The 24,946-nt window shown below is 75.3% G+C and carries 18 protein-coding genes and 2 pseudogenes; 5 read left to right on the top strand and 15 right to left on the bottom strand.

Annotated features, from left to right (window positions below; all coding sequences use genetic code 11):
- Nucleotides 1-11: 11 nt before the first annotated feature.
- On the bottom strand, nucleotides 12-605 hold the full coding sequence (locus FXF50_RS18815; RefSeq protein ID WP_148429617.1) for a TetR/AcrR family transcriptional regulator: 594 nt from the start codon (nucleotides 603-605) through the stop codon (nucleotides 12-14).
- A 224-nt stretch (nucleotides 606-829) separates the two neighbouring features.
- Between FXF50_RS18815 and FXF50_RS18810 the strand changes: the two are divergent.
- A pseudogene (locus tag FXF50_RS18810) lies at nucleotides 830-2,329 on the top strand (MFS transporter); the annotation flags it as partial.
- Nucleotides 2,330-2,387: 58 nt separating this feature from the next.
- Here the strand turns inward: FXF50_RS18810 and FXF50_RS18805 are convergent.
- Nucleotides 2,388-3,173 (bottom strand): SGNH/GDSL hydrolase family protein, encoded by a 786-nt coding sequence (locus FXF50_RS18805; protein WP_148429612.1) that lies wholly within the window; start codon nucleotides 3,171-3,173, stop codon nucleotides 2,388-2,390.
- A gap of 199 nt (nucleotides 3,174-3,372) precedes the next feature.
- Between FXF50_RS18805 and FXF50_RS18800 the strand changes: the two genes are divergently transcribed.
- Nucleotides 3,373-4,911 carry a M1 family metallopeptidase gene (locus FXF50_RS18800; RefSeq protein WP_148429610.1) on the top strand — a complete coding sequence of 513 codons (1,539 nt, stop codon included), beginning with the start codon at nucleotides 3,373-3,375 and terminating at the stop codon, nucleotides 4,909-4,911.
- A gap of 51 nt (nucleotides 4,912-4,962) precedes the next feature.
- Here the strand turns inward: FXF50_RS18800 and FXF50_RS18795 are convergent, their stop codons facing one another.
- The 4 genes from FXF50_RS18795 to gltB all read right to left on the bottom strand — a co-directional run bounded on the left by FXF50_RS18795 (nucleotide 4,963) and on the right by gltB (nucleotide 13,491).
- Nucleotides 4,963-5,475, bottom strand: coding sequence for a hypothetical protein (locus FXF50_RS18795; protein WP_148429608.1), 513 nt, complete (start codon nucleotides 5,473-5,475; stop codon nucleotides 4,963-4,965).
- A 90-nt stretch (nucleotides 5,476-5,565) separates the two neighbouring features.
- Nucleotides 5,566-7,113, bottom strand: coding sequence for an MFS transporter (locus FXF50_RS18790; protein ID WP_255510105.1), 1,548 nt, complete (start codon nucleotides 7,111-7,113; stop codon nucleotides 5,566-5,568).
- 194 nt (nucleotides 7,114-7,307) lie between these two features.
- Nucleotides 7,308-8,816, bottom strand: a complete 1,509-nt coding sequence (locus FXF50_RS18785) for a glutamate synthase subunit beta (protein ID WP_148429606.1) — start codon at nucleotides 8,814-8,816, stop codon at nucleotides 7,308-7,310.
- A complete protein-coding gene (gltB, locus tag FXF50_RS18780) occupies nucleotides 8,809-13,491 on the bottom strand; it encodes a glutamate synthase large subunit (RefSeq protein WP_148429604.1) in 4,683 nt (1,560 codons plus the stop codon). The genes FXF50_RS18785 and gltB overlap by 8 nt, the downstream gene beginning before the upstream one ends.
- A gap of 146 nt (nucleotides 13,492-13,637) precedes the next feature.
- On the opposite strand from gltB, the gene FXF50_RS18775 reads away from it, so the two are divergent.
- Nucleotides 13,638-14,483 (top strand): GNAT family N-acetyltransferase, encoded by an 846-nt coding sequence (locus FXF50_RS18775; protein WP_148429602.1) that lies wholly within the window; start codon nucleotides 13,638-13,640, stop codon nucleotides 14,481-14,483.
- A 43-nt stretch (nucleotides 14,484-14,526) separates the two neighbouring features.
- On the opposite strand, the gene FXF50_RS18770 is transcribed toward FXF50_RS18775, so the two are convergent.
- Both FXF50_RS18770 and lgt read right to left on the bottom strand, forming a co-directional pair.
- Nucleotides 14,527-15,714, bottom strand: a complete 1,188-nt coding sequence (locus FXF50_RS18770) for an NAD(P)/FAD-dependent oxidoreductase (protein ID WP_148429599.1) — start codon at nucleotides 15,712-15,714, stop codon at nucleotides 14,527-14,529.
- An 11-nt stretch (nucleotides 15,715-15,725) separates the two neighbouring features.
- Nucleotides 15,726-16,943, bottom strand: a complete 1,218-nt coding sequence (gene lgt / locus FXF50_RS18765; RefSeq protein WP_148429597.1) for a prolipoprotein diacylglyceryl transferase — start codon at nucleotides 16,941-16,943, stop codon at nucleotides 15,726-15,728.
- A 103-nt stretch (nucleotides 16,944-17,046) separates the two neighbouring features.
- Here lgt and FXF50_RS18760 point away from each other — a divergent pair, with 103 nt between their 5' ends.
- Nucleotides 17,047-17,571 carry an NUDIX hydrolase gene (locus FXF50_RS18760; protein WP_148429595.1) on the top strand — a complete coding sequence of 175 codons (525 nt, stop codon included), beginning with the start codon at nucleotides 17,047-17,049 and terminating at the stop codon, nucleotides 17,569-17,571.
- Between the two features lie 34 nt (nucleotides 17,572-17,605).
- On the opposite strand, the gene trpA is transcribed toward FXF50_RS18760, so the two are convergent.
- From trpA to trpC, 3 genes are read right to left on the bottom strand one after another with little or no spacing between them, the layout of a single operon-like run.
- Nucleotides 17,606-18,409 (bottom strand): tryptophan synthase subunit alpha, encoded by an 804-nt coding sequence (gene trpA, locus FXF50_RS18755; protein ID WP_148429593.1) that lies wholly within the window; start codon nucleotides 18,407-18,409, stop codon nucleotides 17,606-17,608.
- Between the two features lie 4 nt (nucleotides 18,410-18,413).
- On the bottom strand, nucleotides 18,414-19,646 hold the full coding sequence (trpB, locus tag FXF50_RS18750; protein WP_148429591.1) for a tryptophan synthase subunit beta: 1,233 nt from the start codon (nucleotides 19,644-19,646) through the stop codon (nucleotides 18,414-18,416).
- 40 nt (nucleotides 19,647-19,686) lie between these two features.
- Nucleotides 19,687-20,490, bottom strand: coding sequence for an indole-3-glycerol phosphate synthase TrpC (gene trpC, locus FXF50_RS18745; protein WP_187399731.1), 804 nt, complete (start codon nucleotides 20,488-20,490; stop codon nucleotides 19,687-19,689).
- 490 nt (nucleotides 20,491-20,980) lie between these two features.
- On the opposite strand from trpC, the gene FXF50_RS18740 reads away from it, so the two are divergent.
- A complete protein-coding gene (locus FXF50_RS18740; RefSeq protein ID WP_148429585.1) occupies nucleotides 20,981-21,253 on the top strand; it encodes a hypothetical protein in 273 nt (90 codons plus the stop codon).
- Nucleotides 21,254-21,409: 156 nt separating this feature from the next.
- Here the strand turns inward: FXF50_RS18740 and FXF50_RS18735 are convergent, their stop codons facing one another.
- From FXF50_RS18735 to FXF50_RS29925, 4 genes and pseudogenes are all read right to left on the bottom strand, one after another.
- Nucleotides 21,410-21,964: a Trp biosynthesis-associated membrane protein gene (locus tag FXF50_RS18735; RefSeq protein ID WP_148429582.1), complete on the bottom strand. Its 555-nt coding sequence runs from the start codon at nucleotides 21,962-21,964 to the stop codon at nucleotides 21,410-21,412.
- Nucleotides 21,961-23,514, bottom strand: a complete 1,554-nt coding sequence (locus tag FXF50_RS18730; RefSeq protein WP_148429580.1) for an anthranilate synthase component I — start codon at nucleotides 23,512-23,514, stop codon at nucleotides 21,961-21,963. Before FXF50_RS18730 ends, FXF50_RS18735 begins: the two co-directional genes overlap by 4 nt.
- On the bottom strand, nucleotides 23,511-23,945 hold the full coding sequence (gene hisI, locus FXF50_RS29930; RefSeq protein ID WP_148429754.1) for a phosphoribosyl-AMP cyclohydrolase: 435 nt from the start codon (nucleotides 23,943-23,945) through the stop codon (nucleotides 23,511-23,513). The genes FXF50_RS18730 and hisI overlap by 4 nt, the downstream gene beginning before the upstream one ends.
- Nucleotides 23,946-24,125: 180 nt before the next feature.
- Nucleotides 24,126-24,779: pseudogene (locus tag FXF50_RS29925) on the bottom strand (phosphoribosyl-AMP cyclohydrolase); the annotation flags it as partial.
- Nucleotides 24,780-24,946: the final 167 nt, after the last annotated feature.

Here is a 24,946-nt window from a genome sequence, read left to right as displayed (position 1 = left end):
CGTCTGCGTTGTCAGCGGGGCGCGGCCGGGAGGCGCAGGCCGTCCAGGGCGATGCCCAGCACCCGGTCGCGCTGGGCCGGCTCGAAGAACTGGTACGCCATGATCCCGCTGACCAGCCGCACCACGTCGTCGAAGGTGGCGTCCGGCCGGGCCACCCCGGCCTCCTGCGCGCGGCGCAGCAACGGCTCGCCGGCGGCGTAGATCTCGGTGCGGCAGCTGCGGAAGACCTCGGAGTCGTGCACCAACTCCTCGGCGAGGGCCCGCTTCGTGCCGACGTAGGCGACGAACCGGTGCAGCCAGGCGACCAGGGCGTCCCACGGCGGGAGGCCGGCCAGGTCGGCGGCGGACGCGCTGAGCGCCCGCACCTCCTCGACGTAGACCGCCTCGAACAGGTCGCGGCGCTTCGGGAAGTTCCGGTAGAGCGTGCCGATGCCCACCCCGGCCCGCCGGGCGATCTCCTCCAGGGAGGCGCCGGCGCCGCTCTCGCCGAACACCTCCTGGGCGGCGGCGATCAGCGCGTCGTAGTTCCGCCGGGCGTCGGCCCGCTTCGGGCGGCGGGCGAAGACCTCGCCCAGCTGGTCGGCGCTGGCCATGACGGGCGTCACCCCTCTCCCCTTGCAAGCGGAGGCATCCCTCCGCTACGTTAGTGGAGGCACCCCTCCGGAACTGACCGGAGCCTTGCCTCCGGATAGTTTACTCCGGCCTTCCCCGCCGATCCCACCCACCGCGACCGGCGAACCAGACATCGGACCCGGGAGGTCCCACCATGCCCGCGAACCGCTGAGCCACCCCCTGTGGCCGCCACCGTCGCCGATCCGCGCGAGCGGCCCGCCCGGAACACCTCGCCCCACGAACGGGAGCCATTTCCGTGATCGACACCGTCCGGCGCGACTCGCGCCGGTTGACCTTCCTCGTCCTCGCGGCCGGCGCCGGCTTCTTCGCGATGCTCCAGTCGCTGATCACCCCGGTGCTGCCCACCATCCAGCACGACCTGCACACCTCGCAGAACACCGTGACGTGGGTGCTGACCGCCTACCTGCTGTCCGCGTCGATCTTCACGCCGGTCCTCGGCCGGATCGGCGACATGGTCGGCAAGGAGCGGACCCTGGTCGTCTCCCTCGCCGCGCTCGCGCTGGGCTGCCTGCTGGCGGCCGTCGCGCCCAACATCGGCATGCTCATCGTCGCCCGGGTCGTCCAGGGCATCGGCGGCGCCGTCTTCCCGCTCTCCTTCGGCATCATCCGCGACGAGTTCCCCGCCGCCCGGGTCAGCTCGGCCGTCGCGGCCATCTCGGCGATCGTCGCCGCCGGCGGCGGCCTCGGCGTCGTGCTGGCCGGGCCCATCGTCGCCACCCTGGGCTACCGCTGGCTGTTCTGGATCCCGATGGTCGTCGTCGGCCTCACCGCGCTCGCGGCGCACCGGTTCGTGCCGGAGTCGCCGGTGCGTACCCCCGGCCGGGTCAACTGGGCGGCCACCCTGCTCCTCTCCGGGTGGCTCGTGGCGCTGCTGCTGCCGGTCAGCAAGGGCGCGGCCTGGGGCTGGACCTCCGGCCGGGTGACCGGCCTGCTGGTGCTCGCCGGCGTGCTCCTGGCCGGCTGGCTGGTGGCCGAGGCGCGCTCGGCGAACCCGCTCATCGACATGCGGATGATGCGCCTGCCGGCGGTCTGGACGACCAACCTGGTCGCCCTGCTCTACGGCGCCTCGATGTTCGCCGTCTACGCCTTCCTGCCGCAGTTCGTGCAGATCCCGACCAGCGCCGGGTACGGCTTCGGCGCGAGCATCACCCAGGCCGGGCTGCTCATGCTGCCCATGCTGGTCGGCATGTTCGTGGCCGGCCTCGTCGCCGGCCGGCTGGCGGCCCGGTTCAGCGCCAAGGCGCAACTGGCCACGGGCGCCGTGTTCAACGTGCTCGCCGCCGCCATGCTGACCGTCGCGCACGACACCCGCTGGGAGATCGGCGTGGCCGGGGGCCTCGTGGGGCTCGGCATCGGGCTGGCCTTCGCCTCGATGGCCAACCTCATCGTGGCCAACGTGCCGGCCCGGCAGACCGGCGTGGCGACCGGCATGAACGCCAACATCCGCACCATCGGCGGCGCGATCGGCGCCGCGGTGGCGAGCACCGTGATCACCGCGCACCCGCAGGCGAGCGGGCTGCCCCGCGAGGCCGGGTTCACCATGGGCTTCCTGCTGCTCACCGGCATCTCCCTCGCCGCGGCGCTGGCCGCCCTGGCCGTGCCGTCGGGCCGGCGGGCGGCGCGGGGGCGGCACACCGGGCCGACGGTGCGCGGCACCGAGCCGGAGCTGACCGGCGAGCTGGTGCCGGCGCGCTGACCGGCAGCGGCAGGCGGCCGGCGGTCCATCGCGGACCGCCGGCCGCCGTCGCGTCGGGTCAGCCGATGGCGGCCGTCAGCGCGGCCAGGTAGCCGTAGCGGTAGCCGTCGGCGTCCGGGTGGTACGCCTCGACGAGCCCGCTCACGTCGTTGATCCACGGGTCGGCGGCGCAGACGCCGTGGCCGGCGAAGTACGGCCGGGCGTCGACGAAGGTGGCCCCGGCCGCCCGGGCCCGGTCGGCGATCACCGTGGCGAGCAGGTCGGCGGCCTGGTTGAGGATGGTCCGCTTGTAGGTGCTCATGGCCAGCAGGCCGCAGTAGTTCGTCTCGAACAGCCGCGGGTAGCCGAGCACCACCAGCCGGGCGTTGGGCGCCCGGTTCCGGATGGCGGCGTAGGTGTTGTCGAGCCGGCCGGGCAGGGTGCTGGTGGCGAAGGCCCGGGAGTCGTTGACGGCGCTCTCGCAGGACGAGGTGCTGCCGAACCGGCAACTGGTGATGACGTCGGCGAAGCCGGCGTCGTTGCCGCCGATGGTGACGGTGACCAGGGTGGTGCCGGTGCTCAGCGAGTTCACCTGGCTGTTGATGACGTCGGCGGTGACCGCGCCGCCGCAGGCCGGGAACCGGAAGCTGGTGACCGCGTGCGCGGCGGCCCAGAGCGGGGCGTACGACTTCTGGCTGCGCAGGCAGGTCGAGAGGTCGTACGGGCCGGCCCCGACGCCGGAGGAGTAGGAGTCGCCCAGGGCGACGTAGTTGACGGTTGCCGCCTTGGCGACGCCGGGGACGAGCACGGCGCCGAGGACGGCCGCGAGCAGCGCGGACAGGGCGGTGTGGACGCGACGGGACATCACAGGACCTCCACGGGACAGGGGTGGTGGAGCCCGTTGACCGCGCGCGTGGCCAGAGGGTGGCGCTTGTTACTAGTCGGTAATCCTATCGAAACATTGCCATAAATTGAATAGCGGCCGCCCACGATCGGGGGCAGACGCGTTCACAACCGTCGATTAGGTTGGCGGTGCGTACACCCCGATGGAGGGAGTCCACCCCGTGCGACGCGCTCTCACGGCGGCCATCGCCGCCCTGACCGTCACCACCGCCGGCACCGTCGTGACCGGCGCCCCCGGCCAGGCCGCCCTACCGGGCTGGGGCCGGCCGAAGAAGCCCGCGGCGGCGACCCCGACCCCGGGCAGCCCCGGGCTCGGCGACAGCTACTTCCCCGACTACGGCAACGGCGGCTACGACGTCGGCCACTACGACATCCGGCTGCGCTACGAACCGGCCACCGACCGGCTCAGCGGCACCACCACGGTCCTCGCCACCGCCACCCAGGACCTGTCCCGGTTCAACCTCGACTTCGCCCTCGACGTCGAGTCGGTCCGGGTCAACGGCTGGTCGGCCGGCTTCGCCCGGGAGGGCGCGCACGAGCTGGTGGTCACCCCGCCCCGGCCGATCCTCAAGGGACAGCAGCTCACCGTCGTGGTGAAATACGCCGGCGTCCCGTCGGAGACCCTGGTCCAGGGCTACACGGGCTGGACCCGGGTCGCCGACGGCGCGCTCGCCGTCAACGAGCCCGAGTCGGCCTGGTGGTGGTACCCGAGCAACGACCACCCGACCGACAAGGCCACCTGGGACATCTCCGTCTCGGTGCCGACCGGCGTCGAGGTGGTCAGCAACGGGGTCCAGCCCCGCGCCCCGCTGCCCGAGGCCGGCAACCGCACCCGGTGGAGCTGGCGCAGCGTCAAGCCCGGCGCCACGTACCAGGCGTTCCTGGCCATCGGGCAGTACGACATCGTCACCGACACCGCGCCGAACGGGCAGCCGGTGGTCAACGCGTACAGCACCACGCTGGGCGAGCGCGCGCCGGCCGCCCGGGCCAGCATCGAGCGCACCGCCGAGGTGGTGGACTGGGAGAGCGGCGTGTTCGGGCCGTACCCGTTCGAGGCGCAGGGCGGCGTGGCCGGCCCGATCGACGGCTTCGGCTTCGCCCTGGAGACGCAGAGCCGGCCGGTCTACGGCCCCGGCTTCTGGCGGCGCGGCTCCAACACGTACGTGGTGGTGCACGAGAACGCCCACCAGTGGTTCGGCGACTCGGTCTCGGTGGCCGACTGGCGGCACATCTGGCTGAACGAGGGCTTCGCCTCGTACGCCGAGTGGCTCTGGTCGGAGGAGCAGGGCGAGGGCACCGCCCAGGAGCTGTTCGACTTCACCTACGCCTCCTACCCGGCCGACTCGGAGTTCTGGCAGGTCCTCCCCGGTGACCCGGGCGCCGGCGACATCTTCGCCGACGCGGTCTACGACCGGGGGGCCATGGCGCTGCACCAGTTCCGGCTGGCCGTCGGCGACGAGGCGTTCTTCCGGATCCTGCCGGCCTGGACCGCCGAGCACCGCTACGGCAACGGCACCGTCGCCCAGTTCCAGGCACTCGCCGAACGGATCTCCGGCCGGGACCTCGACGCGGTCTTCACCACCTGGCTGTTCACCGCCGGGCGCCCGGAGCCGGCCGCCGCCGCACGGGTCGCGGTGGCTCCGGCCCAGCCGAAGTCGTGGACCGCGATCCGGGCCGCCCACCAGCTGCTGGATCGCTGACCGGCACCGGCCGGGGCCCGCTCCACCACCCCGGGGGCGGGCCCCGGCCGGTCAGGCCGCCACCGGGGCAGCCGGGGCCGGGGTCGCCGCCTCGATCGCCCGGATGTGCCGGTACGCCAACCACAGCGGCGGGAACGCGCCCACCGCGAAGGAGAGGTCGACCAGGGTCCAGAACCAGGGGATGTCGCGCACCGGCCCGCAGATCAGCGCCAGCGGCACGATCCCGGCGCAGGCGATCATGCCGACCTGCACCACCCAGACGTTGCGCACCGGGTCGCGCAGCGGACCCCAGAACGCCACCGCGAGCACCAGGTGCGCGAAGGCGAGCCAGTCGGTGCCGTAGAGCATGAAGGGGTAGCGCTCGCCGGTCTCGACCAGTCCGGTGTGGACCCGCTCGATCCACGCGACCAGCGCCGGGAACTGCCCGGCGAGCGGGTCGAGCGCCCGGAGCAGCCAGCGCACCTCCGGCTCCAGCGGGAACGCGGTCACCCCGCTGAGGAACAGACCCACCACCACGACCCAGAGCCACCGGCGGATGCGCCGGAGGCGTACCTCGACGTCCATGCCCGCAGCGTAGTGACGATCTTCGCGCCGTCGGGCCCCGCGGGGCCCGACGGCGGCATGACCTCGCTCACCCGGCCGGGCGCCGGCGGGTCAGGCGGCGGGGCAGCCGTCGCGGTGCGCGAACGGCGTCCGCAGCCCGGTCCACCGGGAGCGGCGGCGGCCCCGGTGCGGGGCGCAGCCCGCGCAGTCCTGAGCCGCGCGGGCGGCCCGGCCCGACCGGAGCCGGGCGGCGCCGCGACGCGCGCCCGGGAGCGCCACCGGTGACGCGCCGGCCAGCACGGTGGGCCGGGGCAGCGCCACGGCGGTCGCGGCGGCCAGACCGGCGTCGGCCGGGCGGACGACCCGGGCGGCGGTGGCGGCGACCCGGCGGACCGGGCGGGCGGCGGGCACCGCCAGCACCCGGGTGAGCCGGTGCGCCAGCTTGCGCTCGCGGAGCCGGTCCAGGGCCACCCCGGCCGCGGCGGTGGCGACGGCGGTGACCGTGCCGGCCAGCACCAGGGTCTGCCGGGGGCCGGCGTGCTCGGCGAGCCAGCCGAGCAGCGGCGCGCCCACGGCCGCCGACACCGAGCCGGTGACCGCGAGAGCGGCCAGCACCCGCCCGCGCATCGCGTAGTCGGTGTCGAGCTGGGCCCGGGCGCCGACCGTGGTGTCGATGACCACCGCCGCGGCCGCCACCGGCAGGATCACCGCGGCGAAGCTCAGCGTGCCCGGGGCCAGCCCGGCGACGATCTGGAGCCCGCTGGCCAGCAGGCCGGCACCGACCAGCACCGCGTAACCGAGTTCCGCGCGGCGGGCCGCGAACAGGGCGCCGAGCACCGTGCCGACGGCGAAGACCGTGGAGAGGAAGCCGTAGCCGGACGCCCCGCCGTGCAGCGGCCCGTCGCTCATCGCGGCCATGGTGACCTGGTAGTTGCGGCCCAGGCTGCCCAGCACGAAGGAGAGCGCCAGGGCCACCAGCACCACCGGCTGGCCGAGCAGGTAGCGGAAACCGGCCCGGATGCCGCCGTCGGCCGGCGCCGCGTCGGCCGGCGCGGTCGCACCGGCGTGCCGCTCCCCCTCGCGTACGGCGAACAGCGCCACGACGACCGCGACGAAGCTGGCGGCGTTCGCGGCGAAGAGCAGCGCGGGGCCGACGGCGGCGACCACGACGGCGCCGAGGCTCATGCCGAGGATCCGCCCGGCGGAGTTGGTGAGCGAGCCGAGCGCCAGGGCGTTGCCGAGGCTGTCCCGGTCGACCAGGGTGGAGGCCCAGCGGCCCATCACCGGCCCCTCGATCGCCGACACGGCCCCGGTGGCCAGCGAGATCACGTAGATGGCCGGGAGGCCGCCGGCGCCCGTGACGGCGGCCACGGCCAGCCCGGCGGCGAGCAGCGCGTGGGCGGCCTGGGCGCCGATCAGCAGCGGCTTGGCGGGCACGCGGTCGGCCAGCGCGCCACCCCAGACGCTGAGCACCAGCGTGGGCAGGGCCTGGAGCAGGACGGTGAACCCCATCGAGGTGGCCGATCCGGTCTCGGCCAGCACGAACCAGTTGACGCCGAGGACCTGCATCCAGGTTCCGATGACCGACACGAATCCGGCCGCGGCCCAGATCCGGTAGTTGCGGTGGCGCAGCGCGGCGAACGTGGCGCCGAGGGCCATGAGTGTTTCCCCGTCCAGACGGTGACACGACGAAGCCGGACCCCGCGGGTCCGGCCAGCGCACAAGTCTGGCGGCGGTCAAACCTCCCGACCACAGTTGGTGAGAGGGTTCACCGGCACGGTCGGGCGGCCGGGCACGAACCGGACGGCACGACACCCCGGTCCGCCGGGGACCGGGGTGTCGTGACGCGCGCGTCAGCGGGCGGCGAGCGGCTGCCGGCCCGGGTCGACCGGCGCGGGCAGGGTCCCGACCCCGCCCAGGTACGCGTGGACGGCCGCGGCGGCGGCCCGGCCCTCCGCGATGGCCCAGACGATCAGCGAGGCGCCCCGGTGCATGTCCCCGGCCACGAACACGCCGTCGGCGCCGGCCTGCCAGTCGGGGCGGGCGTCGACCGCGCCCCGGCCGTTGCGGGTCACCCCGAACTGGGCCAGCAGCGGCTGCTCCTCGGTGCCCTCGAAGCCGATGGCGAGCAGCACCAGGTCGGCCGGGATCTCCCGCTCCGAGCCGGGCAGGGCCGTGACGATCCGGCGGCCGTCGACCTTCTCGACGGTCACCTCGGCGATCCGGACCGCCCGGACCTGACCGGTGCCGTCGTCGACGAACTCCTGCACCGCCACGGCGAAGACCCGCTCGCCGCCCTCCTCGTGCGCCGGGTAGCTGCGCAGCACCCACGGCCAGGTGGGCCACGGGTCGCGGGCGGCGTCCCGGTCGGCCGGCGGCTCCGGGTAGAGGTCGAGCTGGTGCACGCCGGCCGCGCCCTGCCGGTGGGCCACACCGAGGCAGTCGGCGGCCGTGTCGCCACCGCCGATGATCACCACGTGCTTGCCGGCCGCGTCGATCGGCGTGCCGTCGGGAAGCGTGGCCAGGGCCGGCCTGCCCTCACCGGCCGCGGCCACCACCCGGTTCGCGGCCACCAGATGCGCCATGGCCTGGTGTACGCCGCGCAGCGCCCGCCCCGGTGTCTCCGGGGTGTCCCGGCCCTGCAGCGCGCCGCAGGCGAGCAGCACCGCGTCGTGCTCGGCGCGCAACTCCTCGGCGGTGACGTCGACGCCGACGTTCACCCCGGTGCGGAAGCGCACCCCCTCGGCGGCGAGCTGCGCCAGCCGCCGGTCGATGTGCCGCTTCTCCAGCTTGAAGTCGGGGATGCCGTAGCGGAGCAGGCCGCCGAGCGCGTCGTCCCGCTCGTACACGGTGACGGCGTGGCCGGCCCGGGCGAGCTGCTGCGCGGCGGCGAGACCGGCGGGGCCGGAGCCCACCACGGCGACGGACCGCCCGGTCGGCGCCGGCACGGGCTGCGGGCGGAGCCCGCCCCGGGCCACCGCGGCGTCGGCGATCTCCACCTCGACCTGCTTGATGGTGACCGGCTGCTGGCCGCCCAGCCCGAGCACGCAGGCCGCCTCGCAGGGCGCCGGGCAGAGCCGGCCGGTGAACTCGGGGAAGTTGTTGGTGGCGTGCAGCGACTCCACCGCCGCGTCCCAGCCGCCGGTGCGGACCAGGTCATTCCAGTCCGGGATCCGGTTGCCGAGCGGGCAGCCGTCGTGGCAGAACGGGATGCCGCAGTCCATGCAGCGGGTCGCCTGCTCGCGGATCAGCTCCTCGCCGGCCGGCGGGTAGACCTCCCGCCAGTCCATGATCCGCACCGGGACCGGGCGGCGGGCGGGCAGCCGCCGGTCGTAGCGCAGGAAACCGTTCGGGTCAGGCACGAGCCACCTCCTGGGCGACCGCCCGCGGGGCGGGAGGCACCGGCAGCGCCGGTTGGGCCGGCTCAGCCGGCGCTGTCAGTTCTTTCATGACCGCGTCGTCGACGTCACGGCCGGCGGCTTCGGCGGCCCGCATGATCTCCAGCACCCGGCGGTAGTCCCGGGGCACCACGGCGGTGAACTCCTCCACCGCCTCCGGCCAGCGCTTGAGCAGCTCCTCGGCGACCGCCGAGTCAGTCTCGGCGAAGTGCCGCTGGACCAGCTCGTGCAGGCGCTCCCGCTCCTCCTCGCGCAGCGGCGACAGGTCGACCAGCTCGGCGTTGACGAGCCGCCGGTCCAGCCGGTGCACGAACGCGGTGCCGCCGGACATGCCGGCCGCGAAGTTGCGCCCGGTCGGCCCGAGCACCACCACCGTGCCGCCGGTCATGTACTCGCACCCGTGGTCGCCGACGCCCTCGACGACGGCCGCCGCGCCGGAGTTGCGCACCGCGAACCGCTCGCCGACCCGGCCGCGCAGGAAGACCTCGCCGCCGGTGGCCCCGTAGAGGATCGTGTTGCCGGCGATGATCTGGTCCTCGGCACGCCGGCCCGGGTCGGCGTCCGCGCCGGCGAACGGCGCGGCGGCGTCCGGGCGGACGACCAGCCGCCCGCCGGAGAGGCCCTTGCCGACGTAGTCGTTGGCGTCGCCGTGCAGGCGCAGGGTGACCCCGCGCGGCAGGAACGCCCCGAACGACTGGCCCGCGGTGCCGTGCAGCAGGAACTCGACGGTGTCGTCGGGCAGCCCGGCCCCGCCGAAGCGGCGGGTCACCTCGCCGCCGAGCATCGCGCCCACGCTGCGGTGCTCGTTGCGGACGGCCACCTCGACCCGGACCGGGGTGCCGTCGCGCAGCGCCGGCTCGGCCAGGGCGATGAGCTGGTTGTCCAGCGCCAGCTCCAGGCCGTGGTCCTGGGCCCGGATCCCGCGCCGGGCGGCGCCCTCGGGCAGCTCGGGCAGGTCCAGCACCCGGCTGAGGTCGAGGCCGTGGCCCTTCCAGTGGTCGATCGCCGGGGTGACGTCGAGCAGCTCGGTGTGCCCGATCGCCTCCTCGATGCTGCGGAAGCCCAGCTCGGCCAGGTAGCCGCGGACCTCCTCGGCCAGGAAGAGGAAGAAGTTCTCCACGAACTCGGGCCGGCCGGTGAAGCGCTCGCGCAGCACCGGGTTCTGGGTGGCGATGCCGACCGGGCAGGTGTCCAGGTGGCAGACCCGCATCATCACGCAGCCCTCGACGATCAGCGGGGCGGTGGCGAAGCCGAACTCCTCGGCGCCGAGCAGCGCCGCGACCAGCACGTCCCGGCCGGTCTTGAGCTGGCCGTCGACCTGCACGGTGACCCGGTCCCGGAGCTTGTTGAGCAGCAGCGTCTGCTGCGCCTCGGCCAGCCCCAGCTCCCAGGGGGTGCCGGCGTGCTTGAGCGAGTTGAGCGGGGACGCGCCGGTGCCGCCGTCGTGGCCGGAGATCAGGATGACGTCGGCCTTGAGCTTGGCCACGCCCGCGGCCACGGTGCCCACCCCGACCTCGCTGACCAGCTTGACGTGCACCCGGGCGGCCGGGTTGACGCACTTCAGGTCGTGGACGAGCTGGGCCAGGTCCTCGATCGAGTAGATGTCGTGGTGCGGCGGCGGCGAGATGAGGCCGACGCCCGGGGTGGCGTGCCGGGTCCGGGCGATCCACGGCCAGACCTTGTTGCCGGGCAGCTGGCCGCCCTCGCCGGGCTTCGCGCCCTGGGCCATCTTGATCTGGAGGTCGTCGGCGTTGACCAGGTATTCGCTGGTCACGCCGAACCGGCCGCTGGCGATCTGCTTGACCGCGGAGCGGCGCCGCGGGTCGTGCAGCCGGTCGACGTCCTCGCCGCCCTCGCCGGTGTTCGACTTGCCGCCGAGGCGGTTCATCGCGATGGCCAGCGTCTCGTGCGCCTCCGCCGAGATCGACCCGTACGACATGGCGCCCGTGGCGAACCGCTTGACGATCTCGGTCGCCGGCTCGACCTCGTCCAGCGGCACCGGCGGGCGCACCCCGGTACGCAGGCTGAACAGCCCGCGCAGCGAGCCGCCCCGCGCGGCCAGCTCGTCGACCTTGGCGGTGTACTGCCGGAAGACGTCGTACTGGCGGCTGCGCGTGGCGTGCTGGAGCAGGAACACCGTCTCCGGGTTGAACAGGTGCAGCTCGCCCTCGCGGCGCCACTGGTACTCGCCGCCGACCTCCAGCCGGTCGGTGGCCCGCCCACCCGGGGCCGGCCAGGCCAGGGCGTGCCGGGCGGCCACCTCGGCGTGGATCTCGGCCAGCCCGATGCCGCTGATCGTGCTCGGGGTGCCCCGGAAGTAGCGCTGGACCAGGCGGGTGTCCAGGCCGACCGCCTCGAAGACCTGCGCGCCGCAGTACGACGAGACCGTCGAGATCCCCATCTTCGACATGATCTTCAGGACGCCCTTGCCGAGCGCCTTGACGTAGTTGCGGATCGCCTTGCCGGGGTCCACGCCGACCAGCGCGCCCGTGGAGATCATGTCCTCGACCGACTCGAAGGCCAGGTACGGGTTGACCGCCGCGGCGCCGTAGCCGATCAGCACGGCGGCGTGGTGCACCTCGCGGCAGTCGCCGGACTCGACGATGAGCGCCACCTGGGTGCGGGTCTGCTCCCGCACCAGGTGCTGGTGCACGGCGGCGGTGAGCAGCAGCGACGGGATCGGGGCCAGGTCGGCGTTGGAGTCCCGGTCGGAGAGCACCAGGATGCGGACGCCGTCCTCGATCGCCTCGGAGACGTGCCGGCAGATCTCGGTGAGCCGGGCCTTGATGCCGGCGCCGCCGTCCCGGACGCGGTAGAGCCCGGAGACCCGGACCGCCTTGAAGCCGGGCAGGTCGCCGTCCTCGTCGATGGAGAGGATCTTGGCCAGCTCGTCGTTGTCGATCACCGGGTAGGGCAGCACGATCTGCCGGCAGCTCGCCGGGCCCGGGTCGAGCAGGTTGCCCTCCGGCCCGATGGTGGACGACAGGCTGGTCACCAGCTCCTCCCGGATGGCGTCCAGCGGCGGGTTGGTGACCTGGGCGAAGAGCTGGTGGAAGTAGTCGTAGAGCAGCCGCGGCCGGGTGGACAGCGGGGCGATCGGGGTGTCCGTGCCCATCGAGCCGATCGGCTCGGCGCCGCCCCGGGCCATCGGGGCGAGCAGGATCTTCAGCTCCTCCTCGGTGTAGCCGAAGGTCTGCTGGCGGCGGCGTACCGAGTCGTGGGTGTAGACGATGTGCTCGCGCGGGGGCAGCTCGTCCAGCTCGATGAGGCCGGCGTGCAGCCACTCCCCGTACGGGCGGGCGGCGGCCAGCTCGGTCTTGATCTCGTCGTCGGAGACGATCCGGCCGTTGACCGTGTCGACCAGGAACATCCGGCCGGGCTGGAGCCGGCCCTTGGCGACCACGGTGGCCGGGTCGAGGTCGAGCACGCCCGCCTCGCTGCCCAGCACCACCAGCCCGTCGGCGGTGTGCCACCAGCGGCCCGGGCGCAGCCCGTTGCGGTCCAGCACCGCGCCGACGATCTCGCCGTCGGTGAAGGCGACCGAGGCGGGGCCGTCCCACGGCTCCATGAGGCTGGCGTGGAACCGGTAGAAGTCGCGCTTGTCGGCGCGCATCTCCGGGTCGTTCTCCCACGCCTCGGGGATCATCATGAGCACCGCGTGCGGCAGGCTCCGCCCGGCCAGGTGCAGCAGTTCGAGAACCTCGTCGAAGTTGGCCGAGTCGGAGGCGGCCGGGGTGCAGACCGGGAAGACCCGCCGGATGTTGCCGGGCAGGTTCGGGCTGCGCAGCAGCGCCTCCCGCGCCTGCATCCAGTTCCGGTTGCCGCGGATCGTGTTGATCTCGCCGTTGTGCGCGATGAACCGGTACGGGTGGGCCAGCGGCCAGGACGGGAACGTGTTGGTGGAGAACCGGGAGTGCACCAGCGCGATGGCGCTGACCACCCGCTCGTCGGTCAGCTCCGGGTAGAACGCCGGGAGCTGGTCCGGGGTGAGCATGCCCTTCCAGACCATGGTCCGGCCGCTCAGCGACGGGAAGTAGGCCGGCACGCCCCGCTCGGCGGTCTCCCGCTCGACCTGCTTGCGCAGGCAGAACGCCACCCGGTCCAGGTCCAGCCCGGTCAGCGGGGAGCCGGCCGGCCCGGCGGGCGCGTCGGTGAGCCGGTGCGCGGCCAGGAAGAGCTGCCGGACCCGGGGCATCGCCGCGAGGGCGGTCTCGCCGAGGCCGGACGGGTCGGTGGGCACCTCGCGCCAGCCGAGGATGTCGGCCCCCTCGACCAGGGCGTACTTCTCCACCACCTGGCGGGCCCGGGCCTCGGCCGCGTCGTCGTCGGGGAGGAAGACCAGGCCGGTGGCGTACTGGCCGACGGGCGGCAGCGGGAAGTCGACGACCGCACGCAGGAACGCGTCCGGCACCTGGATCATGATGCCCGCGCCGTCGCCGGTGTTGTGCTCCGCCCCCCGGGCGCCCCGGTGGTCCAGCCGGCAGAGCGCCCCGAGGCCGTTCGCGACGACCTCGTGGGAGCGGCGCCCGTGCAGGTCGGCCACGAAGGCCACACCGCAGGCGTCGTGCTCGTGCGCGGGGTCGTAGAGCCCCGTCGTCCGCGGGGCCGGCTGGGGGCTGTGAGGGTACGGAAAGGCCACCGGGCCTCCTGTCGTCACTCAGGTTGGAACATGGTGGGGACGACGTCGGCCCTCGGGGGTTTTATTGAGTCTACGTTAGGGCTTCCGGCGCAAGGCCAGTTCGGATTGATCACACTTCCACAATCTGGGACGTGTAGTCTCGCGCGGTGGATGTCGTACGCACTGACGCGCTCGACCGGTTGGAGCGTTTCTACGACGCCGTGCCCCGGGACGGGGCCCGGGCGGAGGAACACGGCTCCCTCGTGCTGTTCGTCCGGGACGGCGCCGGCTGGCCGTTCTACGCCCGCCCCCGGGTGGACGCCACGGAGTCGCCTTCGCTGGCCGACGTGACCGCCGTCCGGGCCCGGCAGCGGGAACTGGGCCTGCCGGAGGCGTTCGAGTGGGTGCACGAGGTCACCCCGGACCTGCTGGCGGTGGCCCGCTCGGCCGGGCTGAGCGTGCTGGAGGCGCCGCTCATGGTGCTGGAGCCGGAGCGCCTGCCCGACCCGGCGACGCTCAGCGGCGTACCGGTGCGGGTCCTCGACCCCGCCGACCCCAGCTTCGCGGCGGACGTGGCGCTGCGCCGCGCCGTCGCGGCGGTCGGCTTCTCGCACGGCGGCACCGCACGCGGCGAGGCCGGCCCGGCCGAGCGGGACGCCGCGATCTCCCGGCTGGACGTGGCCGCGCTGGACGAGGAGGCGGTCCGCATCGCCGACGGCCGGCGCATCTCGGTGCTCGCCGAGACCCCCGACGAGGGGGCGCTGGCCAGCGGCATGGCCATGCGGGTCGACGACGTGGCGGAGATCGCCGGGGTGGCCACCCTGCCGGCCGCGCGCCGGCGCGGCCTCGGCGCGGCGGTGACCGCCACCCTCGCCCACCGGCTGCGCGCCGCCGGCACCGACCTGATCTTCCTCTCCGCCGGCAGCGAGGAGATCGCCCGGGTCTACCTGCGGGTCGGCTTCCGCCGCGTCGGGACCGCCTGCATCGCCGAACCCACCGCCGTGGTCGGCTGACCCTCGCTCGCTCCGCCCGGCAGGCCCTGCCCCGCGGGCGCGGTCAGGCCGGCGGGTGCCAGGAGGCGGCCGCGGTCGCCGCCGTGTTGCGCAGCCGTGGGCTGATCGTGCCCAGGGCGGCGTCGCGGGCGCGCAACGCCAGCCGGCCCCGGGTCTGGAGGACGGCCGACATCCGCCGGGTCTGCCGCACCATGGTCGCCGCGCGCGGCCGGCGCAGCCGGTCGTAGGCGGTCACCGCGTCCGGGAGACGGGACTCCCGCAGCAGCGCCGACAGGGTGGCCGCGTCCTCGAAGGCCAGGCAGGCGCCCTGCCCGAGATGCGGCGGCATGGCGTGCGCGGCGTCGCCGAGCAGCACCACCCCGCCCGGACCGGCCGGGAAGCCGTACGCCCGGGGCAGCGGGCGCAGCTCGCGGATCTCCTGCTGCACCACGTCGGCGGGGTCGGTGGCGTCCAGCAGCGCGCCGATCGGCGCGGGCCAGCCCGAGTACCAGCGCTTGAGCAGGGCGAGCTGGGTCTCCGGCGGCTCGGGCCGGGGCGCCCCGGCCGCGGTGGCCACCCAGTAGATGCCGCCCCGGCGGGAGGCGCCCGCCGTGCCCCGGTCGCCGAGCGAGGCGGCCACGAAGCGGTAGCCCGCGCCCAGCGTCTCGCCGTGCACCGGCTGGTCGTCGGGGAGCTGCGGCGCCCGGTACCAGGGGATGACGGCCCGCCAGGCGGCGCAGCCGGAGCTCACCACCGCGGTCTCCGGGGCCAGTTGCCGGCGGATCTCGCTGTCCGTGCCGTCGGCCGCGACCACCAGGTCCGCCTCGACGGTGTGCCGGCCGTCGCCGACCGCGGGACGCTCGCCGGGCGCCGCCCGCACGGTCCGCACGGTCACGCCGGTGCGCAGCTCCACCTGGTCGCCCAGCCCGGCGATCAGCGCGTCGTGCAGGTCCTCCCGGTGCACCACCACCGGCATCCGCTCGGCCGGGGTGGGCCGGGGCTGCACCAGCCAGTGCCCGTCGGGGCGGCGTACGCCGCCGTCGGGCAGCGGGGTGGCGATCGCGTCCAGCCCGGCGCCGAGGCCGAGGGCGCGCAGCGCGCGTACCCCGTTGGGCCAGAGCACCACGGCGGTCGCCTCGGGACGGACCCGGTCGGCCCGTTCGAGGAGGGTGACCCGCCAGCCCGACCGGGCCAGCGCGCCGGCCGTCGCCAGCCCGCCGAGGCCGGCGCCGACCACCACCGCGCTCCGCATGACTCCCCCGCTCAGCTGTCCCGGTCGGCGGGGCGGGCGCCACCGGCGCCGGCCCGGTCCTCGTCCGTCCGGTCCGGGTCGGGTCGCGCCTCGTCGGCGGGGCCGTCCGCCGGCTCGCGCTCCGCGGCGTCCGCACCGGTGGCGGCCTCCTCGGAACCGCCCTCGGCGGCCTCGTCCGCGTCGGCCTCGCCGGTCGCCGCCGGCTCCTCGGCGGGGACCTCGCCGGTCTCCCGGTACGCGCGGAACTGCTCCTCGGTCACCACCCGGTAGCCCTCCGGCGCGACCGGCCGCGCCCCGCCCTCCCGCGCGGAGAGGTCGACCTGCGACACGTCGCCGCCGGCGGGCGGGACCGGGGCGGCCGGCTCCCCGACCGGGATCAGGTATTCGCGGGGCCCGCGCACCCGCAGGAAGTAGACGAGGGCGCCGAGGAAGACCAGCGCGGCGGTCCACACGTTGAGCCGCACGCCGAGGATGTGGTTGGCCTCGTCGGTGCGCATCAGCTCGATCCAGAACCGGCCCGCCGTGTAGCCCATGACGTAGAGCGCGAAGGCCCGCCCCCGGCCCAGCCGCAGCTTGCGGTCGAGGACCAGGACCAGCGCGGCGACGCCGATGTTCCAGAGCGCCTCGTAGAGGAACGTCGGGTGGTAGAGCCCTGGTTCGAGGACCGGCTTGCCGGCGTCGTCGCGCAGCGCGTGCCCCGGGTTGTCCGGGTCCATGACGTGGACCTGCAGACCCCAGGGCAGGCTGGTGCGCCCGCCGAAGAGCTCGTTGTTGAACCAGTTGCCGAACCGGCCGACCGCCTGGGCCAGCGGCAGCCCCGGGGCGAGCGCGTCGGCGACCACGGCGAACGGGATGCCCAGCTGCCGGGCGGCGAACCAGGCGCCGACCGCGCCACCGGCCACCGCGCCCCAGATGCCGAGGCCGCCCTCCCAGATGGCGAACGCCTTGAGCGGCTGGCCGTCGGCCCCGAAGTATTTCTCCGGCGAGGTGATCACGTGGTAGATCCGGGCGCCGATGATGCCCGCGGGCACCGCCCAGACGGCGATGTCGAGCACGGCGCCCGGAGCGACGCCGCGGCGGCGCAGCCGGTACTCGGTGACCACGCAGGCCACCACGATGCCGACGATGATGCAGAGCGCGTACGCCCGGATCGGAACCGGGCCGAGCTGCCAGACGGCGGTGCTGGGGCTGGGCAGGGCCGCCAGTGGGGTCATCGGGGCGAGGGTCACGGGTGCACACGGTACCGGGACGGACCGTGCTCGCGGCACCCCGGTCCGGCCGGGTTCGCGGGTCGGCTGACTTCTGGTTTGCGCGGTCGTAGGCTCTTTGTCCATGAGCGCGCTCACCTGGGCGGTCGCCGCGGTCGTCACCGACCGGTCCGGCCGGGTGCTGCTCTGCCGGCAGTCCGGCGGCGGCCGGCGCTGGGCGTTGCCCGGGGGGCGGCTGCGCCGCGACGAGAGCCCGGCCGCGGCCGCGCGCCGGGAGATCCGCGCCGAGACGGGCTGGGAGGTCGACCTCGTCGACCTCGTCGGCCTCTACCGGCTCGGCGACCCGGCCGCTCCCCCGCCCCCGGCCGGCCGCTGCGGCGCCCTGCCGGACGTGCTGGTGCACGTGTTCCGGGCCCGGGTGGCCGCGGACGCGCCGGCCGGCGCCCCGGCGGGCGGCTGCCAGCTCGACTGGCATCCGCCGGACGCGCTGCCCGAGGCGCTCACCCCGACCACCCGCGCCGCCGTCGCCGACGCCCTCGCCGGCCGCTCCGGCGTGCTGTGCGAGACGACGCGCGGCGGGGACGGGCCGGCCGGCGCGGCGGCCCCGCCCGGACAGCGTGCCGGGGGCGAGCTGGGCACCCTGCGGTGACGCCGGCCCGCCGGACTGATCGACACGACCGCCGTCAGCGCGCCGGGTTGCGGACCCCTTCGGCGAGTTCGGCGCTGAGGGCGCGCAGGGCCGTGAGGCCGGCGGCCTGGTCGGGCGCGTCGAGCACGCAGCGGACCAGCGCGCTGCCGACGATCACCGCGTCGGCGTACCCGGCCACCGTGGCGGCCTGCGCGCCGGTGCCCACGCCCAGCCCGACGCCGACCGGCAGGTCGGTCACCTCACGAAGCCGCGACACCAGCACCGGGGCGGCCTCGGAGGTCTGGGCCCGGGCCCCCGTGACGCCCATGATGGCGGTGGCGTAGACGAAGCCGCGGCAGTGCTCGGCGGTCATCTTCAGCCGGGCATCGGTGGAGGACGGGGAGACCAGGAACGTCCGGTCCAGGCCGTGCGCCTCGGACGCGGCCAGCCACTCGCCGGCCTCCTCCGGGATGAGGTCCGGCGTGATCAGGCCGGTGCCACCGGCCGCGGCCAGGTCGCGGGCGAACCCGTCGACGCCGTACTGCTCGATCGGGTTCCAGTAGGTCATGGTGACCACCGGCGCGCCGGTCGCGGCGACCGCCTCGATGATGCGCAGCGTGTCCGCGGTGCGTACGCCGCCGGCCAGGGCGATGTCGCTGGCCTTCTGGATGACCGGGCCGTCCATCACCGGGTCGGAGTAGGGGATCTCCACCTCGATGACGTCCACGCCGGCCTCGACCATGGCGGTCATGGCGGCGATGCTGCCCTCGACGCTCGGGAAGCCGGCCGGCATGCAGCCCACCAGCACCGCCCGCCCGTCGGCCCGGGCCTTGTCGAAGGCCACCCCGATCCGGCTCACGCTCTCACTCCTTGTCGAGGATGCCGAAGTAGGCACCGGCGGTGTGCACGTCCTTGTCGCCCCGGCCGGAGAGGTTGACCACGATGACCGGCTCCCGGCCCAGCTCGGCGGCGAGCTGCGGGGCGATCCGGCGGGCCCCGGCGAGCGCGTGCGAGCTCTCGATCGCCGGGATGATGCCCTCGGTGCGGCAGAGCAGCTCGAAGGCGGCCATCGCCTCGGCGTCATCGACGGGCAGGTAGGTGGCCCGGCCGCTGTCGTGCAGCCAGGCGTGTTCCGGCCCGACGCCCGGGTAGTCCAGGCCGGCCGAGATCGAGTGCGACTCGATCGTCTGCCCGTCGGAGTTCTGGAGCACGTACGTCCGCGTGCCGTGCAGGACGCCCGCCGAGCCACCGGTGATGCTGGCCGCGTGCCGGCCGGTCGTCACGCCCTCGCCGCCGGCCTCGAAGCCGTAGAGCCGCACCCCGGTGTCCGGCACGAAGGCGTGGAAGATGCCGAGCGCGTTGGAGCCCCCACCCACGCAGGCCGCGACGGCGTCCGGCAGCGCGCCGGTGAGGTCGAGGCACTGCTGGCGGGCCTCCACGCCGATGCCGCGCACGAAGTCCCGGACCATCTCGGGGAACGGGTGCGGGCCGGCGGCGGTGCCGATCAGGTAGTGGGTGGTGTCGACGTTGGCGACCCAGTCCCGCATGGCCTCGTTCATCGCGTCCTTGAGGGTCCGCGAGCCGGTGGTGACCGGGACGACGGTGGCGCCGAGCATCCGCATCCGGGCCACGTTGAGCGCCTGCCGCTCGGTGTCCACCTCGCCCATGTAGACCACGCACTCGAGGTCGAACAGGGCGGCCGCCGTGGCGGTGGCCACGCCGTGCTGGCCGGCGCCGGTCTCCGCGATCACCCGCTGCTTGCCCATCCGCTTGGTGAGCAGCGCCTGGCCGAGCACGTTGCGCACCTTGTGCGCGCCGGTGTGGTTGAGGTCCTCCCGCTTGAGCAGGACCCGGGCCCCGATCTCGGCGGAGAGCCGGCGGGCCTCGTAGAGCAGCGAGGGGGTGCCGGCGTAGTCGCGCAGGAGGGCGTCGAACTCGGCGAGGAAGCTCTCGTCGGTCATCGCCTTCCGGTACGCCGCGTCCAGTTCGTCGAGCGCGGCGACGAGGGCCTCGGGGACGAACCGGCCGCCGAACCGGCCGAAGTGACCGGCGGCGTCGGGGAGCCGGCCGGCCGGGGCCGCGGCGTCAGTGCTCATCGCGGGAGTCCTCTCGCTGCGTTTGGGGACCCGGCGCGGGTCAGCGCACCGGGCGGGGCGTGGCCGGGTGGTTGCCGGCGTTGACCAGCTCGGCGACCGCCTCGCGGGGGCTCTTCTGGGTGACCAGGCCCTCGCCGACCAGGACCGCGTCGGCGCCGGCCGAGGCGTAGCGGATCAGGTCGTGCGGGCCGCGCACGCCGGACTCGGCGATCTTGACGACGCTGCTCGGCAGGCCGGGCGCGATCCGCTCGAACACCGAGCGGTCGACCTCCAGGGTACGCAGGTCACGGGCGTTGACCCCGATCACCTGCGCGCCGGCCTCCATGGCCCGGTCGGCCTCCTCCTCGTTGTGCACCTCGACGAGCGCGCACATGCCCAGCGACTCGATCCGCTCCAGCAGCCCGACGAGCACGTTCTGCTCCAACGCGGCGACGATCAGCAGCACCAGGTCGGCGCCGTGCGCGCGGGCCTCGTGCACCTGGTAGCTGGAGACCACGAAGTCCTTGCGCAGCACCGGCACGTTCACCGCGGCGCGGACCGCGGCCAGGTCGTCTAGCGACCCGCCGAACCAGCGGCCCTCGGTGAGCACGCTGATCGCCCGGGCGCCGCCGGCCGCGTAGTCGCTGGCCAGGTCGGCGGGGTCGGCGATCTCGGCCAGCCGCCCCTTGGACGGCGACGAGCGCTTCACCTCGGCGATCACGGCCACGCCGGGCCGGCGCAGCGCCGCGTACGCGTCCAGCGGCGGCGGCGCGGCGGCGGCCAGCTCGCGGATCCGCTCCAGCGGAACCTGCTCCTGTCGCCGGGCCACGTCCTCGCGCACGCCGGCCAGGATCTCGTCGAGCACGCTTGCGGACGCCGCCGATCCGGCCTCGTCCCCCTCCGCGTGCGCATGCTCAGCAGTCACCAACGGACTCCCCTCTCCGGGTGTCATGGGCCGATGCTAGGGGGCGCCACCTGGCGACAAGTGCCGGGGGGTATGGCGCTCCTCACGAAATGGGCTGTGGCATGATGACCGACTTCGGGTGAACACGGTGTCACGCAGCGCCACCGCGCCCATCGACCGGCGTCACCCGGGCGCGTCCCGCACCCCCGGCCGCCACATCGACCGCCGCCCATGACCCATCTCACCATGGCGGCCCGTCCCCCGCAGGCCAGCGGCGGCCGTCGATGCTGTGAGCAAGCTCAAGGACGAACGGCCCTGCCCAGGTCGGACCGGCTGCCGCAGAGTTGACCTGCGTTTCACGGACGCGAAACGTGAGCCCGGCAGCATCTTCCTCGGGCAGACTCGATGAGGCGGCTGCCGACCGTCGCCAACGATCTCGTGCGGGGTGACCATGAGCGCCAACGGTCCGAACCAGACCCTCGGATTCACCACCATCTCCCGGAACGTCGCGGCGCTCGCCGTCGGCGTCGTGCACACCCTCGAAGCCATGGCCGGCGACGGGCGGACGCGCACCGCCCGGGGCAACGCCTGGGAGGCCGTCTGCGCCGACCGGGCCCGGGCCGCGCAGCGCCGGGAACTGGACCGCCTGGTGGCCGAGCTGGCCGCGGCCCGCGCCGCGGTCCGAGAGCGCCGCGACGCGCGCGACGCCCAGCCGGTGCGCTGACCCCGGGAGCGCCGCGACCCGAGGGACCCTCCCGACGCCCAGCCGGTGCGCTGACCCCGGGAGCGCCGCGACCCGAGGGACCCTCCCGACGCCCAGCCGGTGCGCTGACCCGCGACCCGCATCTCGGGACGGCCGGTCGTTGAGCTGACCCGACGGTCAGCGCACGGTCGGGTCCTCGCCCCGGTCGAGCGCCTCCCAGGCGTCCCGGGTGCCGCGCTCGACCGCCGGCCCGGCCGCGCCGGCCGGCTCGGCCGGCCGCCGCTCGTAGCGGGCGCCCATCGCCGGCCAACCGCCGCCGCGCAGCGCGGTGAACAGCCCGCCGGCCGCCAGGACCAGCCCGCCCAGCAGCACCACCGCCGGCCACTGCCGGCTCACCCCGGCCTCGGTCAGGCCGTAGCCGCCGCCGGCCGCCACGCCCAGGCCGAGCAGGGCCAGCAGGCCGCCCAGCAGCCGTCGTACCCGCCCCCGGGTGGCCAGCACGGCGCCGCCGCCGGCCAGACCGACCAGGGCCAGCGCCGACACCCAGGGCAGCAGGTCCGTCCCGGTGCGAGCGTGCCGGGTGGGCGGCAGCGAGCCGCGGGCGGTCAGCTCGACCGACCAGGTGCGGGTCACGGCCCAGAACGCCAGGCCCGCGCCGGCCAGGCAGAGCAGCACGGCGTACGTCAGCGCGCGCCGGCCCCGGGCGGCGGGCGCGCCGGTCGACGCGCTCATCGCGCCGGCCGCAGCGTCTCGGCGGCGGCGATCGCGGCGAGCACCGCGGCCGCCTTGTTCCGGGTCTCCTGGTCCTCGGCGGCGGGATCGGAATCGGCCACCACCCCGGCCCCGGCCTGCACGTAGGCGCGGCCCTCGCGGATCAGCGCGGTGCGGATGGCGATCGCCATGTCCAGGTCGCCGCCGAAGCCGAAGTAGCCGACGGTGCCGCCGTAGACGCCGCGCCGGACCGGCTCCAGCTCCTCGATGATCTCCATGGCCCGCACCTTCGGCGCGCCGGAGAGCGTCCCGGCCGGGAAGGTCGCGGCGAGCGCGTCGAAGGCCGTGCGGTCCGCCCGCAGCTCGCCCACGACCGTGGAGACGATGTGCATGACGTGGCTGTACCGCTCGATCGTGGCGAACTCCGGCACCTCCACGGTGCCCGGCCGGCAGACCCGGCCCAGGTCGTTGCGGCCCAGGTCGACCAGCATGACGTGCTCGGCGCGCTCCTTCGGGTCGGCCAGCAGCTCGGCGGCGAGCCGGGCGTCCGCCGCCGGGGAGCCGCCGCGCGGCCGGGTGCCGGCGATCGGGTGCAGCAGCGCGCGGCGCCGCCCCTCCGCCGTGGTGCTCACCTTGAGGTGCGCCTCCGGCGAGGAGCCGACGATGTCGAAGCCGTCGAACCGCAGCAGGTACATGTACGGGCTGGGGTTGGTGGTGCGCAGCACCCGGTAGACGTCGAGCGGGTCGGCGTGCGTGGGGCGCTCGAAGCGCTGGCTGAGCACGATCTGGAAGCACTCGCCGGCCCGGATCGCCTCCTTGGCCGCCTCCACCGCCTTCGGGTAGCCGCCCTCCGGCGTCCGGCTGAGCACCTCGCCCACCCCGGGCCGGGCGACCGTCGAGATCATGGGCGGAATCGGTCGGGACAGCGCCGTGGTCATCGCGTCCAGCCGGCCCACCGCGTGGTGGTACGCGGCCGCCACCAGGGAATCCCGGTCGGGCGCGTCGAGCGGGGGCAGCACCGCGTTGGCGACCAGGATGGCCGAACCGTCGTAGTGGTCGAGCACCACGAGGTCGGTGGCGAGCATCATGCCCAGCTCGGGCACGTCGAGCTCGTCCTCGGTCAGCTCGGGCAGCCGCTCGAAGCGGCGGACCAGGTCGTAGCCGAGGTAGCCCACCATGCCCCCGGTGAGCGGCGGCATGCCGCTGGCCGGGTCCCAGGCCGGGCCGGCCAGCGCGGCGACGGTCTCCCGGAGCGCGGTCACCGGGTCGCCGGCGGTCGGCACCCCGGCGGGCGGCTCGCCGGCCCAGGCCGCCGTGCCGTCCCGCTCGGTCAGCGTGGCGCTGCTGCGCACCCCGATGAAGGAGTAGCGCGACCAGGCCATCCCGGCCGAGCCGACGCCCTGCTCGGCGGATTCCAGCAGGAACGTGCCGGGGCCCCCGGCGAGCTTGCGGTAGACGCCCACCGGGGTCTCGGCGTCGGCGAGCAGCCGACGGGTGACCGGCACGACCCGCCAGCGGGCCGCCAGGTCGGCGAACGTGCCCTGGTCCGGGCTGACCGTGCCGTCGGTCATGAGGTCGCCTCCGGGGAGCTGACCGGCAGTTCGGTGAAGAAGCAGGTGCGGTGCCCGGTGTGGCAGGCCGCGCCGACCTGGTCGACGCTGACCAGCAGCGCGTCGCCGTCGCAGTCGACCGCGACGGAGCGGACGTGCTGGTGGTGGCCGGAGGTGGCCCCCTTGACCCAGTACTCCTGCCGGCTGCGCGACCAGTAGGTGGCCCGGCCGGTGGTCAGGGTGCGGTGCAGGGCCTCGTCGTCCATCCAGGCGACCATGAGCACCTCGCCGGAGTCGTGCGCGCGGACGACGGCGGCCACCAGGCCGTCGGGGGTGCGGCGCAGCCGGGCCGCGATGGCCGGGTCGAGCCGGGAGGGGCGGGCCGGGCCGGGGGCCGCGGCGCCGCCGGAGCTGGCGGGGGCGCCGGTCACCGGCGCGTCAGAGGCGGGCACGGTTGCCCATTCTCCCGCACGGGGCACCGGCACCGCCGACGTGTCCCGGGAGGCGGGCGCGGGGCGGTCCAGGGCCCGGGCCAGTTGGCCGAGGTAGCGGTCCAACCGGCCGTCCACCAGCGCCTCGGCCAGGTCGGCGCCGCCGACCGCGGCGATCTCCCCGGCGTACGGGCGGACGAGCGGCACGATCCCGGTCACCAGGCGGCCGGCGGCGGCGCCCACCTCCGCGGTGTCGCCGGGGCGCAGCCCGAGGCAGCGCAGCATGTCGTCGCGGTAGCCGGGCGGGGCGACCGGCAGGTCCAGCGCGGCGGCCAGGGCCGCCCGGCGGGACGCCACCCGGACGGACGGGTTGGCCAGCCGCAGCACCGACGGGCAGAGCCGGGCCAGATCGGCGGCGGCGAGTCGGACCCCGACCGGGTCGCCGGCCCAGCGGGCGCCGGCCACCTTGCCGAGGGTGGCGATCAGCTCCTCGAGGCGGGGCTCGTCGGCGGGCTGGCAGAGCACCGGCAGGTCGATCCGGCGCCGCCACTCCGGCGCCGCCCAGAGCAGCCGGGCGGGCGCGGTGACCGGCAGCCCGAACGCCCAGTCGGCGGGCTGGCCGAGCCGGCGCACCCAGGAGCGGACGTCCCGGGCGGCCACCGAGACGTGCACGAGCCGGCCGTCGAACTCGGCGAGGTACGCCCGGCGGGCCGCGTAGGGGGTGCCGGGGCGGGCCGAACCCGCCGCACCGGAAACCGGGGCGGCGGGTCCGTCGTCGTCGGTGGCGACCAGCACGTCCACGTCGACGTCGCTGTGCTCGGTGGCGGCCCGCCGGGCATGGCTGCCCCGCAGCATGATCCCCACGACGGGACGGTCGGCGGCCTGCCGGAGGCGGGCGGCCCAGTCGTCGAGGAATTGCGACCACTCCGGCTCGGCGCGTCCGGCGCCGCGCCGCGACCTGGAGCCACCGCCGGTCTCGGACAACGAAGCGGGACCCACCGCGCCATGGTGCCGGACGCCCG

The sequence above is a fragment of the Micromonospora sp. AP08 genome, assembly GCF_008085935.1.
Taxonomy (GTDB): Bacteria; Actinomycetota; Actinomycetes; order Mycobacteriales; family Micromonosporaceae; genus Micromonospora; species Micromonospora chersina.
This window is presented reverse-complemented; position numbering and strand designations above follow the sequence as displayed.

What these genes read in the sequence shown, in the direction of transcription:
- FXF50_RS18805 (WP_148429612.1), bottom strand. Translation starts at nt 3,173, where the DNA reads ATGTCCCGTCGCGTCCACACCGCCCTGTCCGCGCTGCTCGCGGCCGTC.
- FXF50_RS18795 (WP_148429608.1), bottom strand. Translation starts at nt 5,475, where the DNA reads ATGGACGTCGAGGTACGCCTCCGGCGCATCCGCCGGTGGCTCTGGGTC.
- FXF50_RS18790 (WP_255510105.1), bottom strand. Translation starts at nt 7,113, where the DNA reads ATGGCCCTCGGCGCCACGTTCGCCGCGCTGCGCCACCGCAACTACCGG.
- FXF50_RS18770 (WP_148429599.1), bottom strand. Translation starts at nt 15,714, where the DNA reads ATGCGGAGCGCGGTGGTGGTCGGCGCCGGCCTCGGCGGGCTGGCGACG.
- FXF50_RS18760 (WP_148429595.1), top strand. Translation starts at nt 17,047, where the DNA reads ATGAGCGCGCTCACCTGGGCGGTCGCCGCGGTCGTCACCGACCGGTCC.
- trpB (WP_148429591.1), bottom strand. Translation starts at nt 19,646, where the DNA reads ATGAGCACTGACGCCGCGGCCCCGGCCGGCCGGCTCCCCGACGCCGCC.
- FXF50_RS18740 (WP_148429585.1), top strand. Translation starts at nt 20,981, where the DNA reads ATGAGCGCCAACGGTCCGAACCAGACCCTCGGATTCACCACCATCTCC.
- FXF50_RS18735 (WP_148429582.1), bottom strand. Translation starts at nt 21,964, where the DNA reads ATGAGCGCGTCGACCGGCGCGCCCGCCGCCCGGGGCCGGCGCGCGCTG.
- FXF50_RS18730 (WP_148429580.1), bottom strand. Translation starts at nt 23,514, where the DNA reads ATGACCGACGGCACGGTCAGCCCGGACCAGGGCACGTTCGCCGACCTG.